This is a genomic window from Ruminiclostridium cellobioparum subsp. termitidis CT1112, assembly GCF_000350485.1.
GTDB classification, from domain to species: Bacteria; Bacillota; Clostridia; order Acetivibrionales; family DSM-1351; genus Ruminiclostridium; species Ruminiclostridium termitidis.
In genome coordinates, this window is record NZ_AORV01000036.1 from 14,804 (window position 1) to 28,886 (window position 14,083).

At 43.9% G+C, this 14,083-nt stretch carries 11 protein-coding genes and 3 tRNA genes; 3 read left to right on the forward strand and 11 right to left on the reverse strand.

The features are described 5' to 3' along the window. Positions 1-6: 6 nt before the first annotated feature. The 6 genes from CTER_RS13595 to CTER_RS13620 all read right to left on the reverse strand — a co-directional run bounded on the left by CTER_RS13595 (position 7) and on the right by CTER_RS13620 (position 5,011). A complete protein-coding gene (locus tag CTER_RS13595; protein WP_004626234.1) occupies positions 7-723 on the reverse strand; it encodes a PHP domain-containing protein in 717 nt (238 codons plus the stop codon). A 37-nt stretch (positions 724-760) separates the two neighbouring features. Then, on the reverse strand, positions 761-1,102 hold the full coding sequence (locus tag CTER_RS13600) for a DRTGG domain-containing protein (RefSeq protein ID WP_004626180.1): 342 nt from the start codon (positions 1,100-1,102) through the stop codon (positions 761-763). Positions 1,103-1,104: 2 nt separating this feature from the next. Continuing rightward, positions 1,105-2,421 (reverse strand): [Fe-Fe] hydrogenase large subunit C-terminal domain-containing protein, encoded by a 1,317-nt coding sequence (locus CTER_RS13605; protein WP_004626210.1) that lies wholly within the window; start codon positions 2,419-2,421, stop codon positions 1,105-1,107. Positions 2,422-2,509: 88 nt separating this feature from the next. Then, positions 2,510-2,932 carry an ATP-binding protein gene (locus tag CTER_RS13610; RefSeq protein WP_004626162.1) on the reverse strand — a complete coding sequence of 141 codons (423 nt, stop codon included), beginning with the start codon at positions 2,930-2,932 and terminating at the stop codon, positions 2,510-2,512. Between the two features lie 3 nt (positions 2,933-2,935). Next, positions 2,936-3,292 (reverse strand): hypothetical protein, encoded by a 357-nt coding sequence (locus tag CTER_RS13615; RefSeq protein WP_004626261.1) that lies wholly within the window; start codon positions 3,290-3,292, stop codon positions 2,936-2,938. Between the two features lie 63 nt (positions 3,293-3,355). Continuing rightward, the gene (locus CTER_RS13620) at positions 3,356-5,011 is read right to left on the reverse strand and encodes a nucleoside kinase (RefSeq protein WP_004626195.1); all 1,656 of its coding nucleotides are present in this window, start codon (positions 5,009-5,011) and stop codon (positions 3,356-3,358) included. A 417-nt stretch (positions 5,012-5,428) separates the two neighbouring features. Here CTER_RS13620 and CTER_RS13625 point away from each other — a divergent pair, with 417 nt between their 5' ends. The 3 genes from CTER_RS13625 to CTER_RS13635 all read left to right on the forward strand — a co-directional run bounded on the left by CTER_RS13625 (position 5,429) and on the right by CTER_RS13635 (position 7,320). Further along, complete coding sequence (locus CTER_RS13625) at positions 5,429-7,051, forward strand: peptide chain release factor 3 (RefSeq protein ID WP_004626270.1); 1,623 nt, start codon at positions 5,429-5,431, stop codon at positions 7,049-7,051. Between the two features lie 113 nt (positions 7,052-7,164). Beyond that, positions 7,165-7,241 (forward strand) — tRNA-Gln (locus CTER_RS13630). Between the two features lie 3 nt (positions 7,242-7,244). Next, a tRNA-Lys gene (locus CTER_RS13635) sits at positions 7,245-7,320 on the forward strand. Positions 7,321-7,640: 320 nt separating this feature from the next. Here the strand turns inward: CTER_RS13635 and CTER_RS13640 are convergent. From CTER_RS13640 to CTER_RS13665, 5 genes are all read right to left on the reverse strand, one after another. Continuing rightward, positions 7,641-9,620 carry an endonuclease MutS2 gene (locus CTER_RS13640; protein WP_004626314.1) on the reverse strand — a complete coding sequence of 660 codons (1,980 nt, stop codon included), beginning with the start codon at positions 9,618-9,620 and terminating at the stop codon, positions 7,641-7,643. Between the two features lie 550 nt (positions 9,621-10,170). After that, a complete protein-coding gene (locus CTER_RS27005; protein WP_004626227.1) occupies positions 10,171-11,241 on the reverse strand; it encodes a DUF4349 domain-containing protein in 1,071 nt (356 codons plus the stop codon). Between the two features lie 158 nt (positions 11,242-11,399). After that, positions 11,400-11,476 (reverse strand) — tRNA-His (locus tag CTER_RS13655). Between the two features lie 188 nt (positions 11,477-11,664). Further along, complete coding sequence (locus tag CTER_RS13660; protein WP_004626333.1) at positions 11,665-13,107, reverse strand: sulfatase family protein; 1,443 nt, start codon at positions 13,105-13,107, stop codon at positions 11,665-11,667. A gap of 40 nt (positions 13,108-13,147) precedes the next feature. Then, positions 13,148-14,044 carry a carbohydrate ABC transporter permease gene (locus tag CTER_RS13665; protein ID WP_004626225.1) on the reverse strand — a complete coding sequence of 299 codons (897 nt, stop codon included), beginning with the start codon at positions 14,042-14,044 and terminating at the stop codon, positions 13,148-13,150. Positions 14,045-14,083 lie beyond the last annotated feature (39 nt).

Sequence of the window (14,083 nt, forward strand, 5' to 3'; positions counted from 1 at the left end):
GATATCCTATAATTTGTTCCGTAGAAAATTTAAAACACTTTCGGCACATTTGTCCGCTTCGAAAAAATTCTTCCTCTCACTTATGTTTCCCAGATAGTGAGCATCTGAGGAATATATTTTCCTGATATTTTTCAGCCGGGAATGCTTTTCTGTCAATATCAATTCCTTTGCCCTGTCGCTTATCTCGACGCAGCTTATATCTATGTCCTCCGGCATGACACCGAAGCTTGACAGCAGCGAGTTGGCCTGTCTGTCAATATGGGCCGGGATTGCCAGCCCCTTCAATCTCCTGACCACCACATCAAAAACTTCATTTATTGAAATAGCTGCTGAAGTCAGCAGCAGCTTGTCCTCTTTATATAATACCTCATCTTTATGATTTAAAACCAGCTGATTTCCAAAAACAGCTTCGTTATTGCTGATTTCCGGAAGCCGTGAATAAACCAGGTCCTGCATTTCCAATGCCCTGTCCATATCAGGAAACAGGCATAACACATGTATTTCTTCGGCTGTTTCCACTTCCATTCCTGGTATGACAAGCAATTGTGTGTTTTCAGCACAGGTCAGACAGGCCCGGACATTCCGGCAGGAATTATGGTCGGTTACTGCGATAACATCCAGGCCCTTTAATATACTCATATTAACTATGTTGTTGGGTGTCATGTCGTCATCAGCACAGGGGGATAGTGCAGTATGTATATGAAGATCATATGCAAGTTTCAAAATAACCTCCATGAGCCGCAACAGCGGCCACAAACAGTTATGAAAGCAGCTTTGAATCTATGATTCTCCTGCTTATTTCAAAGGAATTCAACTGTGTTCCGATAATGATTATTCCATTTTCATTTGCCTTTTTCAGTGTCAGCTCCTCGGCCTTGATTGCTTCAGGAATTATTACACAGGCGACCTCGGTCATTAAAGCCACCGCAGGTACGTTTACATTTGTAAGAACGGTTATCCATGCATCACCTTTTTGTGCATGGGACATCACCCAGCTGAGCAGATCGCAAATATACACGTTTTGAACTTTTACGGATAAATCCGGTATTTTGTTGGTCAACAGTTCTCCTGAAATTATTTGCATCAATTCTTTAATGTACATTTTTATTCTCCATTTGGATCGTTATCCATTACCGGAGGCACCTTTCCTCCCAGATCTACCATTTCCTCAGCCAGATCACGGATTCTTTGCCTTAGCTTGAAAATACAGTCGGTTTCATTGGCAATCTCTCTTACGATATCCTCGGCCAGGGCTCTGCAGTTTGGCGCTCCGCAGGCACCGCAGTCCAGACCGGGCAGTCCGTCACATATTCTCTCCAGCTTTTCAAGTTTTTCCATGGCTTTCAATATATCATCATCCAGCTTCATAACGGGTTTGTATTCCACATTTGAAGTCCATACCAGTTCCTCAAAGCTTTTGGGAGCCATTTTTTCGGTACAACCGGCAGGAGCCTCAAGAATATGCTTTTTCAGTGTTGTTTTTGCAACAAAAACATTTTCAACCGTCAGCGGACCTCCGAGACATCCTCCCGAGCAGGACAGAGCCTCAACAAAATCAACGTCTGAAAGCCTGTCACCTTCTATCTCATCAAATATCTTTATAACGTTATGTATACCATCGACAGCCAGAACATTTTCAGTCCCCAGCGCTCCGCTTTCCCCTCCGGAATTGGCCCAGTCTATTCCTTCAAAACCCGCCTCGGAGTATTTAGAGCCATTATGTGGGTTATTCAGTGCCGACAGAACCTTCAGATAGATATCCTTTATTGAAATGACACCGTCCACATAGGACTTTTGCTTTTCATAGGGGGATTTTACGCTGGTTACCTTTGCAGGACATGGAGAAATAAAAAATACGCCGATTTCCTCGGCAGGAATGTTCCGTGACTCCTGCAGCTGGGTTTTGACAATTTTTGCCGCCACCTCCATTGGTGACTCCAGCTTGACGATGTTATCAATCAGGCTTGGAAATCTAACCTGAATCAACCTGACAACTCCTGGACAGGCCGAAGATATCATGGGCTTCTTGACCAGTGAGTTTGTGAGCAGCTGTCTGGTGGCCTCGCTGACTATTTCGGCAGCCCGGGCAACCTCGAAAACATGGTCAAAGCCCACATCTCTCAATGCGTTCAAAATATTATCCCGGGAATACTTCTTTTCAAACTGCCCGTAAAAAGAGGGTGCCGGAATAGCTGCCTTGTACCTGTAATCATTTATTATTTCAGGACTGTCGCTGATTGCGGTCTTTGCATGATAGGGACAAACACGTATACACTCGCCGCAATCAATACAGCGTTCCTTAATAATACGTGCCTTGCCTTTTCTCACACGGATTGCTTCGGTAGGACACCTTTTTATACAGTTGGTGCAGCCCCTGCACTTATCCTTGTCCAGATTGACAGAATGGAAGTACTCGTTCATAATATGTCCTCCAAACCTATTACAATATTCTGTATGTTCAGGGTGCATCCTTCGGGCGAATCATGCACCCAATATGCAGAATATTATACTAGATAAAATAAACAGTTATAGTTACCTTTGTCCCTATACCCACCTCAGTATTTATATCCAGCTTGTCAGCATATTTTTTCATATTTGGGAGCCCCATTCCCGCTCCAAATCCCATTTCCCTGATGTTGTCGGATGCGGTTGAATAACCTTCGGTCATTGCAAGCTCCAAATCAGGAATTCCGGGACCGTTGTCAATAATTGCTATGACCACCCTGTCCAGGCATATTTCCACATCAGCCGTCCCGCCGTTTGCATGGATTACAGCATTTATTTCAGCTTCATACATGGCAATAGCCGCCTTTTTTATCTTGTCGGCCGCAATGCCTATCTGGGCAAGCTTTTTCTTAACATTGCTCGAAGCCTCGCCCGCAGCTACAAAGTCATTGGCAGGAATATCGTACTTAAGCTTTATGGTGCTCATTTCCTACCTCCCGGAATCAAACCCGTTTTTCAGGCCGGCTTCATACAGTTTTCCGCAGGCCGGAAACATTGTGAGGTCTGTTGTCATAAGGACAATATTCTTTTCAAGGGCCAGTTCGATCATACTGTCGAGGGGCTGCTTCCCCCTCACAAAAATTACCGCCCTGATGTCCATCATCTCGGCTGTTCTAATAACCTGCAGGTTTATAAGACCTGTCAGCAAAACTACATTTTCAGTTACATAGGCCATTACATCACTCATCAGATCTGAACCGCAGGCGGATGTGACCTCATAGTCGAGAAGTTCATTTGCTGTTATAACCTGCGCATTTAATATGGTGGCAATATCAAGGAGCTTCATAGGGTTCACCTCGTAAAATATGTATAGTTCCTGTAAAGGCCGGCGGCAGCCGACCTTACTTATTTAGAAAAAACAGCTTCCGCCAACAAATTCTTTAACTATTGAATTGTTTGGAACCTCCTTGCCGTCTATCGGCAGGAAATAACTTAAAAACTCTATAAGCCGCTTAACCTCCGAATACCGTTCATTTTCAGGCCCCAGCTGCATCAGCAGGGGTTCGGCATAGGTTTTCAGCAGGCACAATTCATATACAAGGGAAGAGTTGAACATAGTATCTGCATTTTCCTGGTAAGGGAATATGTTTTTCTCTTCACCCCTTCTTACCGACGGCCATCTGTTTATGGTATTGATTGCCGAACACCCCCTGAACTTATTGTCTCTGACAATCCTGCGGATGATCCTGGTGTCGGTGGAGGGTATTCTGTTGTGGTCGTCTATATTCATGGAAGTTAAGGCACTTACGTAAATCTTGAATTTGTCCTCGGAGGAAATTGATGCCGTCAGCCTGTCATTCAGGCCATGTATTCCTTCTATTACCAGGATGGTGTTTTTATTCATTATCATTTTCTGCCCAACAGCTTCCCTTGAACCTGTTTCAAAATTATACACCGGTATCTCAACTTCGTGCCCTTCCAGAAGCGCAGTCAAATGTTTGTTAAAGAGCTCCACATCTATTGCCTCAAGAGCCTCATAATCGTATTCTCCGGTCTCGTCCATGGGAGTTTTATCCCTGTTGACAAAATAGTTGTCCAGGGATATTGTCTTTGGCGTATAGCCGTTTACCCTCAGCTGAATGCCCAGTCTGTTGGCAAAGGTCGTTTTGCCTGATGACGAGGGACCTGAAATAAGCACTATGCGCTTTTGCTCCTCATGGTTTGTTATCTTGTCGGCTATCTCGGCTATCTTCTTTTCATGAAGCGCTTCGTTTACTCTTATAAGATCGCCTATTTCACCTGATTTTACAATATCATTCAAGGCTCCTACATTTTCAACCCCCAGTATGCGGACCCACTTTTTATACTCGATAAATACCTTGAACAGCTTCTTCTGTTCTTCAAAATCCGGAAGCTTTTCAGGCTTACCCTTTGAAGGAAACTGGATCACCACTCCCGGATGGTGGAACTTCAGGCTGAAACACTTGATGTAACCCGTATCGGGCACCATGTAGCCATAGTAATAGTCCTCATAGCCTCCGCAGTTATACACCGTAACGTAGGGCTTTTGCCTGTGTTCCAGAACCGCATACTTATCAAGCCTTCCGGTCTTCTTATACAGCTCCCTGGCACTCTCTGTGGAAACGACCTTTTTCTCAAAGGGCAGTGCACAGCTTACAATTTCATTCATTTTTTTCTGAACAGCTTCCACATCAATTTCTGTAAGTTCCTCATCCCCTCTTATTTCACAGTATACGCCGTTACTCATAGGATGGCTGATAACCGCATTTCTTTCGGGAAACAGTTCATTGACAGCCTTTATAAATATAAAGTAAAGGCTTCTCCTGTATATCCTCATGCCATCCTCATCAGTAAGATCAATGAAAGTCACTTTTGCATCCTCGGCAAGCTCATAGCTGAGTTCCCGGATATCATTATTCACACGGGCGGCCACAACGCTTGACTGGTAGGAATCCTTGAAGCGTTTGGCCAGTTCGAGCAGTGTTGTCTTTTTCTCAATTTCATATTTTTCATTATTTAAAGTTATAAAAATTTTCTCACTCATCAAAATCCCTCCGAATAGTACTACATATTATTCAATATATTAATAATAAGATCTCATTTTTATGATCAAATGTTTAAAATAAAGCTTAAAATACCATCAATAAATACATTATACCATTAATTGCATATATAATTGCATATATTCTGTAAGCATACAAATTATCCTTCCATTAACCTTTCAAAAAAAACCGGACCATAAATATATCAATCCACTATTTTAATTATGTACTCAAAATCTTTCTGTATTCAAGAGTTTTCTTCAAGAATCAAACTTTTACAGTGCATTCAATTACTATTTGACACCATATTGGCTATAATATAAAATGAAATTTGATTGCTGAAAGGATAATAATTTTGATTTACTTGTTTAAAGGCAGGTTATTATTCAATTTAAATAGAATTGCGAGAGGTTAAATCAATGCCGGATATCAAAGCTGAACTAAAAAAAGAAGTTTCGCGCAGAAAAACATTTGCCATTATTTCCCACCCGGATGCAGGTAAAACAACCCTGACCGAAAAACTGCTGCTGTATGGCGGCGCCATAAGGCTTGCCGGTTCTGTTAAAGCCAGAAAGGCAAATAAATATGCAGTGTCGGACTGGATGGAAATAGAAAAACAGAGAGGTATTTCAGTCACTTCCAGCGTAATGCAGTTTGAATATAATAATTTCTGTATAAATATTTTGGATACACCCGGTCACCAGGACTTCAGTGAGGATACATACAGAACCCTAGTGGCTGCCGACAGCGCGGTAATGCTTATCGACGGAGCCAAGGGTGTGGAAGCACAGACAATAAAACTGTTTCACGTTTGTAAATTAAGAGGCATACCCATATTTACATTTGTAAATAAAATGGACCGTGCCAGCAAAGACCCTTTTGAGCTCATGGAGGAGATCGAAAGAGTACTTGGTATACGCTCCTATCCTATGAATTGGCCCATTGGAACAGAAGGTGACTTCAAGGGTGTTTATAATAGAAAGCTTAAACAAATCGAGCTCTTCGGCGGCGGGGAACACGGACAGTCACAGGTATCCTCCACCGTTGGAAAGGTTGATGACCCCATTTTTGCCGATTTACTTGGAAGCCACTATCACGACAAACTTTGTGAAGACATCGAACTGCTGGATATGGCAGGAGATGAGTTTGATAAGAAGAAAATCCGCAGCGGTGAGCTCACGCCTTTATTCTTTGGCAGTGCCATGACCAATTTCGGGGTACAGCCGTTTTTGGAGGAGTTCCTTGAATTGGCACCCTCACCTGGCGTGATAACAACTTCCGAAACCGAAATTGATCCTGAAAGCGACAAATTCTCAGGCTTCATATTTAAAATACAGGCCAATATGAATCCTACCCACAGGGACAGACTGGCGTTCCTGAGAATTTGTTCCGGTAAATTCACGAAAGGCATGTCTGTAAAGCATGTGAACGCCGGAAAGGAAATCCGCTTGTCACAGCCGCAGCAGTTCATGGCCCAGGAACGTACTATCATTGAAGAAGCCTATCCCGGCGATATTATAGGTTTGTTCGACCCCGGCATATTCAATCTCGGGGACACGCTGTATGAAGGAAACGGCAATGTAAAATTTGAGGGTATCCCAATCTTCCCTGCAGAGCACTTTGCAAGAGTGACTCCTGCCGATACCATGAAACGAAAGCAGTTCATAAAAGGTATCGACCAGCTTTCAGAGGAAGGTGCAATACAGGTGTTCAAGCAGATTGACATCGGTATTGAGGCTTTGATTATCGGTGTAGTGGGAGCACTTCAGTTTGAAGTGCTGGAGTACAGACTCAAAAATGAGTACGGCGTCCAGCTCCGCATTCAGAATCTGCCTTACAGGCATGCCCGCTGGATTGAGAATGAAGGCCTTGACCCGAGAAAGCTGAATCTTCCGAGCACAGCGGTAATTGTGGAAGATAAGCTGGGCAGAAACTCCATTTTGTTTGAAAATGAATGGTCCATCAGAATGGCCGAGGAAAGAAACAAGGATCTGAAGCTGGTGGATATTGCAACCCAGGATTTCAAAGTCAGAAAATTTTAGCAGCACCCCTTGCTTCACAGCCCCTGTGGTTTATATCAGGCAAATAAAAAATTGTTATTATTTTGCTTGACAAAAAGTGCAAACCTCTTTATAATAGGTTTTGCGCTTGACGTTGGGATGTAGCCAAGCCGGTAAGGCACCAGACTTTGACTCTGGCATTTCGTTGGTTCGAGTCCAGCCATCCCAGCCATTTGACCCATTAGCTCAGTTGGCAGAGCACTTGACTTTTAATCAAGGTGTCCGCAGTTCGAATCTGCGATGGGTCACCAGAACCATTGTAACGACAGTGTTACAGTGGTTTTTTAATGTCATTTACAGACACTCCGACCACTTTGAAGACACCTTGATTTTTTGTTTCAATTGTATATGGACAGGCTGACCACCGGCAATACGGGGTCAGCCCTGCTTTATATGGAGCATTTCCTTGCAGTCAAAATGTATGACAGCGGTATGCCCTGGTTATCCAAATGAGCCAGGCCTCCTTATTGGATGTAATATAATTCATATTCTTATCTCCTTCCGGTCTGTCTTAATATTACCTACCGCTTTTTAGTATAGCATCATTTAAAGGGAGACTTCATGCAGCTTTTTAATCATCGTATCTGATTATCAGCTCCGGATTATGTCCCTTTTCCATCTTTTTTCTTGCCTTCCGGTTGGCCACAGTATCAAAAACTATGGAGAAATCATAATCCGGAGGATACAATTCGCCGGCCGGAACATGCAGTTTCAGCCTCTTATGGGGGATCAGCCTTTTCCTGTCCCTGGACTGTACTCCGATTTCCCCCTTTTCGTTTGCAGTCTGATACACAATTCCTATTTCTCTCTGGGGATAGATCATCACACTGTCCCCAATATTGAACCTGCTGCTCCTGTTTGGTTTCGGCGGTTCCTTCTCACCCCTCAGCACAGGAGCAGGCTTGGGGTTCAAACTTTCAGGTCCCGACTTTCTTCTGTTGCTTGAAGCCTCCTCTCCATTGTCCTGTTCTGCAAACAGGAATTCATCATTATATGAGTTTGTTTGTACAGTGTTTGAACTGAATTTTTGTCCATAAGCCTGTTCATGGGCTATTCTAAGCAAGTGCTCCGGAAAGCCGAGACGTTTGGCTATATAGAGCGCACAGCTTTCGCCGGCCTCTCCTATCTCAAGCCTGTACATGGGCTTCAGGCTTTCCTTGTCAAAGGCCATGCGTGCATTCACAAGCTTTTCGGCCTTTCTGGCATACTCCTTTATTTCAGGGTAATGAGTGGTAGCTACAAAAAGGCATTCCTTCCTTTTCAGTTCTTCAAGTATTGCTATGGCTATCCCCATTCCTTCGGCAGGATCGGTCCCCGAACCAAGTTCGTCAAGCAGAACAAGACTTTCACGTGTTGCGGTGCTCAGTATGTCAATAATATTGTTGATATGCGATGAAAAGGTTGAGAGATTCTCTGATATGCTTTGTCCGTCGCCGATATCGCAAAGTACCATATTGTTCATACAAAACTCACTTCCCTGTGCAGCGGGAACATGAAGGCCGCTTTGCGCCATCATTGAGAGCAGTCCGGCTGTTTTCAGGGCTACAGTCTTTCCCCCTGTGTTGGGCCCGGTAATAATTACACCGTTAATTCCGCAGCCTATCTCAAAATCCAGAGGGACACAGACCGATTGATTCAATAAAGGATGCCGTCCGGCCTTGATCAGCATTTTCCGGCTGACCGCAACTTTAACCGGTATGGCCTTCATTTGTACAGATAATTTTGCTTTGGCAAAAACCATGTCCAGGGTTTCCATAGCATCCATATTCAAATATATTGCCGCTCTTTGCTCATCCACCAGGGCGGTCAGCGTATACAGGATTTTTCTGATCTCATTTTCCTCTTCCATCTGCAGCAGTGATATTTCGGTCTGAAGCTTCTGAACGGCCACAGGCTCAATAAACACCGTTCCCCCTGTGGTGGAGGTATCAATAACAGTACCTGTCACCAAACTCCGGTACTCTTTTTTCACGGGCAGCACAAAATGCCCGTTCCGTATTGACACAAAGCTGTCTGTAAACCATTCCTTTTTACTGCGGAGCAGGCTGTCCAGCTTGGTTTTGACCTGGCTTCCGGTGCTTTCCAGCTTCCTGCGTATATCCCTCAGTCTTGGAGATGCAGAATCGTCAACACGGCCGTTTCTTATCGATCTGTCAATCTCCTCCAGCAGGTCGCCAAGCTCATTTATAGAACCACCATAATAAGCAATTTCTCCGCCTGAAGCTTCAGCTTTTTTTAAATATGATTTCATACGCCTGCAGGAAATCAGGAACTGTGCTGCCAGTACCAGCTGATCGGGCACCAGCATCGCACCTTTTGAGCATAACTCAAGTATTTTATCCAGGTCGGTCATTGCTGCAAGCGGCGGTGTGCCCTGACTCTCAAGAATACGCCTGGCATCAGTGGTCTCCTGCATTCTTTCCCTGCACTCCGCTTCGGACAGGTAGGGCTTAAGTTTCGACAATTTGGTCCGTGCCCTCTCCGACATTGCAAACTGGCAGAGCATATCAATTATCTTGTTATATTCCAAAGTATCCGCATAATTATTCATAGTTGTTCTCCTCTCACATTTGACTGCTGAAATTATTAAAACAAAAGCCCGTGACAGCACTCTGCCCAACATTCAGACTGAAGTTCCAGCCATAAAGGTTCAGAATATCGTGAAACATAAAAAGCGTGAACAGGACGAACCTGTCACGCTTAAAGGACAACTATTAAATTCCGGCAGACCGGGAATACAAATAAATCAGCAGGCAACTTATATAAATAATACTGCTATTTATATAGCTGCTGTCAAATACCCATATACAACAGGCTGAAATCCAGTCCGGAAAAAAATGTTTGCAAAGCATTCTGTAACGTACAATGACAAAATGACAAATTGTACGAAAAAGCAGGTGTCACAATGCTACCCAAAGGTACCATCAATAAGGCGTACTTAAATAAATAGTAATAACCTGTTTATTTAAAAGCCTACAACTATTTAGTTGTTTTCCACCTTTACAGATAATGCAGACATCAAAAATCCTCCTATAGACTAAATTTCCAAATCATAATAGCATATACAATTTCATGTGTCAAGGTTCAATATTAATTGACAGCTATTTTTCAGAATTGTCATCAGCTGCCCTGGAATCTGTTGCCTCGGCAGAATTTTCCCGAATATCAGACTTATCCGATCCCGCTTTGGATTTTCTGTATTTCCTCCTGATGATCCTGTAAGCCGCAAAGCCTATTATGCCCAAAGGTATCAGCACCGGTAACGCGGCTGCAAGAGCCACGATCATATCCTGTGTAAACTTCCATAAACCGGTTACGCTGTTTTTAAAGCCTGCTGAAATGCGGTGGAAAAAACCGTCATTTTCCTTTGGCTGAACCGGTTTGATTTGTACAACTTCGTTTATATTTACTGTGAATGTGGAGTATTCAACAAGGGAATCCCATTTTTTAAGGGTACCCGTCAGATTTTCTATTTCATAATTTGTGGTTTGAAGTTCTTTCTCGATTTTGAGTATATCCTCCATCTTTGCTGCCTTCTTCAGCAGTTCCAACAGCCTTTCCCGCTGTATCTCAAGGGACTTCAGCCTGGCCTCTGTGTCAAAATACCTGTCTGTTACATCTTCGCCATTGGATTGTTCAAACACCACAGTCCCAAACTTCCTCAAATCAATAAAGGCCTGACCGTATTTTGCCTTGGGCACTCTGAATACGTATACCGCACTCCTCATACCCTGATAACCAATTCCTCCCCCATTAACCGAAGTACTCTGCTGATAAGCTCCGATAGAAGTCATATAATCGCACAATTCATTTCTGGTTTTATCAAACTCCAGGGTTTGGAAATCCATCCGCCCTGTAAATATTATTTTCTGGGCGACATTCACAACACTTGAGTTTTGAATGGTATTCTGCTGTTCGGCGCTTTGATCGACAGCTGTGGAAACCCCGGCACCTTCCTCCCCATTGATATGGGCTGAGGTTACCTGCACCGCGCTGTCGGGTTTTTCATTTGACACCGTATTTCCATCATCGGCAGCACCGGTAAATCCGACCGAAACCTGTTTGCTTTCTGCCCTGGGAGCAGCGCTTGTTTGTGTACTTGCGCTTCCGCAGCCCATTAATGAAAAAGCTAAAACTGCAATAAAAATTCCTGAAGCCAGCCTTTTTATCATGCCATTTTCCCCCTTTAATCCTTTAAGAAGCTATCTTTGCATTTATTTTCTAAGCTTATAGACGAAGTAAGTTGAAAAAATGTTGCAGAAACTGGTGCAAGATGTAAAAAGGTGATTATACCGGACAAAAAAAAGTATAAGCTGACGCTTATACTTTTTGGGGTGAATAGTGGAATTCGAATCCACGGCCTCCAGAGCCACAATCTGGCGCTCTAACCAACTGAGCTATACCCACCATATCTTATGTCCCGCAAGACACATTTGATATTTTACGGTACAAAAGAGTATTTGTCAATAGATTTTACAATTTATTTTAATATGCTTCAATAATGTTATTGTCAACACTTTCGGCCGTTTATATTCTCTCCGGATTTAACAATCCTTACTGCCAAACAGCGCCCTATACAGCGGTCAGCCCAGGTTTTATTCTGTCAAATTGAGAGGCGCCCATGTCAGCTGAGCTGCCAGTGTGGTGTCCATGACAGAAATCCTCCTGGACCGGCACCATTCAACAGCCTCCTGGTATTCACTCCGGCCGGCCAGGTTAACAAGTTCCTCCGGGTCCTTACTGCTGTCAAAAAATAGTTCTGCTGGAGAGTCCTCCATATTCCGGGCAGGATAATAAATGTACTTCCAATCTTTTGTCTGTATCATTTGCCACTCATTTGAACATTCGGTAAAAGCAAACTCCCTGATCTGCCCGGCTTCTCCTCTAATAATGGGCATGAGGGACCTGCAGGGAATAATATTGTTAAAGGCCGGCCATTCCCTGCCCAACGCTTTTTGCGGGTCGAGTCCTGCCAGTTCAAGGATGGTGGCGGTCAAATCGGTAAGCTCAACAGGAGAACTGTTCACCCCTCCTGTCAGATAATCGGGATGCCGGACGGCAGTGGGTACGGTAACTGCTTCCTTATAGGGCACCGACTTTTGAATGAGAAAATGATCCCCCATCATCTCTCCGTGATCGGAGGTAAATATGATGACGGTTTCATCAAGTATCCCCTCCTCCTCAAGAACTTTAAAAAGCCTGCCCACCTGATCATCTATCAAATGTATCATTGCACGGTATGCCCTTCTTTTCCTGTACAGATGTTTTTTATCTTCCTCCGATAAAGGCTTTTTCCCCGGAATAAAATCCTCCTCCTCCCTGTATTCCTGCCGGTCAAGATAACTTGCCGGAGGATCGAAGGGTTTATGGGGACACAAAAAGGAACACAGCATCATTAAGGGTTTATTCGCAGGTCTGTTTTTTATTCTTTCAATAACTCTGTCTGCAATGACTATATCGGGATAATGCTCCTCCGGCAGCGGAAAAGGCTCGCCATTATCCTGGGGACGCTTATCCGGCGTATCATAATTGGGGCCCGAAGCTGCGGCAAAATCCAGATATTGCTCGTACAAACCTCTGTCCTCCAGGTATCTGGAATAGTCACAGTAGCTTTTTTCCATCAACTGCTTTCCCGCAGCCTCCCAGACATAATCATAACCATATTCCCTTATCTTCCCGTTCAAACCTGTCAAATCGAGAACTTTCCCCCTCTGAGCCCCCCAATGCCAGGTCTGCAGGTAATGCAGCTTGCCCACCGCCTCGGTCTGATACCCCTTCTTCTGAAGCGCCTTCATAAATGTAGGTATTTGAAGGCTGAAATCTCCCGACATGGCCAGAGTTCCGATCTGATGGGGATATCTGCCGGCAGCCAGAGCAGTTCTGGCAGGCTGACAGATAGGGTTTACAGTATTACAGCGGGTAAAGGCCGTTCCCTGGGAAATACGGTCAATATTCGGAGTATCAACTTTTCCGCAGCCGCTGTAACCCACATGGTCATAGCGGTGCTGATCGGTCATGATGAATAATATGTTTTTCATGGGTACCTCTCCTTCAACTGATAAACTCATATGGTATAAATCATCCTTTTAATGAACCCACCATAATTCCCTGCACAAAATATTTCTGCAGGAATGGATATATGGTAACAATGGGAAGTGTTGCAATGACAATAACGGAATATTTGATGGACTCGCTGATATCGGCCTTGATACTGGTGTCAGTTATGGTGCCCACCATGGAATCCGAACTGTTTTGCAGCAGAATCTCCCTCATAATAAGCTGTAGTGGAAACATTTCTCTTTCACGGATGTAAAGCATGGCCGGAAACCAGGAATTCCAATGGCCAACGCCATAAAACAGTATCATGACGGCAATAATTGGTGCCGATACCGGCAGGATAATTCTGAAAAGCACTGTGAAATCCGTCGCACCATCAACCTTGGCAGATTCTTCAAGGCTGTCCGGTAAACCCTGAAAATAGGTGCGCATGACAATCAGATTATAGGTCGATATGGCACCCGGAATGATCAGGGCCGTATAGCTGTTACCCATTTTCAGCATGTTGTTCACCAGTATATAGTTAGGTATGATCCCACCTGTAAAGAACATTGTAAAGGCAATCATTATCATTATGGGTGCCATGAATTTCAGGTTTTTTCTGGATAACACGTAAGCGCCTACCGAAGTAAACAGCATATTGGTCGCAGTTCCCAGGACGAGGATTATTATTGTATTCAGATAACTCCTCATGATAAGAGGATGCTTCATCACCAGTTTATAAGGCTCCAGGCTGAAGCCCAGGGGGTAAAACAGCAGTCCCTTGTGCGAAGCAAAATCGGCAGGATCACTGATAGACGCAAAGAGTACATACAGGACGGGATATGCTGTTACGGCTATGACCAGGCACATGAACGCACCATTTACAAAGTCAAATATACCAAAGGTTTTTATTTTGATTTCTCTGTTTTTATTCATAATTCAACTCCTAAAAGTATTGCGCAATAATACAAGCTA

Bases quoted from the DNA above. Each gene is read 5' to 3' on its own strand.
- CTER_RS13640 (WP_004626314.1), bottom strand. From the start codon at position 9,620: ATGAATAATTATGCGGATACTTTGGAATATAACAAGATAATTGATATG.
- CTER_RS13600 (WP_004626180.1), bottom strand. From the start codon at position 1,102: ATGTACATTAAAGAATTGATGCAAATAATTTCAGGAGAACTGTTGACC.
- CTER_RS27005 (WP_004626227.1), bottom strand. From the start codon at position 11,241: ATGATAAAAAGGCTGGCTTCAGGAATTTTTATTGCAGTTTTAGCTTTT.
- CTER_RS13610 (WP_004626162.1), bottom strand. From the start codon at position 2,932: ATGAGCACCATAAAGCTTAAGTACGATATTCCTGCCAATGACTTTGTA.
- CTER_RS13605 (WP_004626210.1), bottom strand. From the start codon at position 2,421: ATGAACGAGTACTTCCATTCTGTCAATCTGGACAAGGATAAGTGCAGG.
- CTER_RS13665 (WP_004626225.1), bottom strand. From the start codon at position 14,044: ATGAATAAAAACAGAGAAATCAAAATAAAAACCTTTGGTATATTTGAC.
- CTER_RS13660 (WP_004626333.1), bottom strand. From the start codon at position 13,107: ATGAAAAACATATTATTCATCATGACCGATCAGCACCGCTATGACCAT.
- CTER_RS13625 (WP_004626270.1), top strand. From the start codon at position 5,429: ATGCCGGATATCAAAGCTGAACTAAAAAAAGAAGTTTCGCGCAGAAAA.
- CTER_RS13615 (WP_004626261.1), bottom strand. From the start codon at position 3,292: ATGAAGCTCCTTGATATTGCCACCATATTAAATGCGCAGGTTATAACA.
- CTER_RS13620 (WP_004626195.1), bottom strand. From the start codon at position 5,011: ATGAGTGAGAAAATTTTTATAACTTTAAATAATGAAAAATATGAAATT.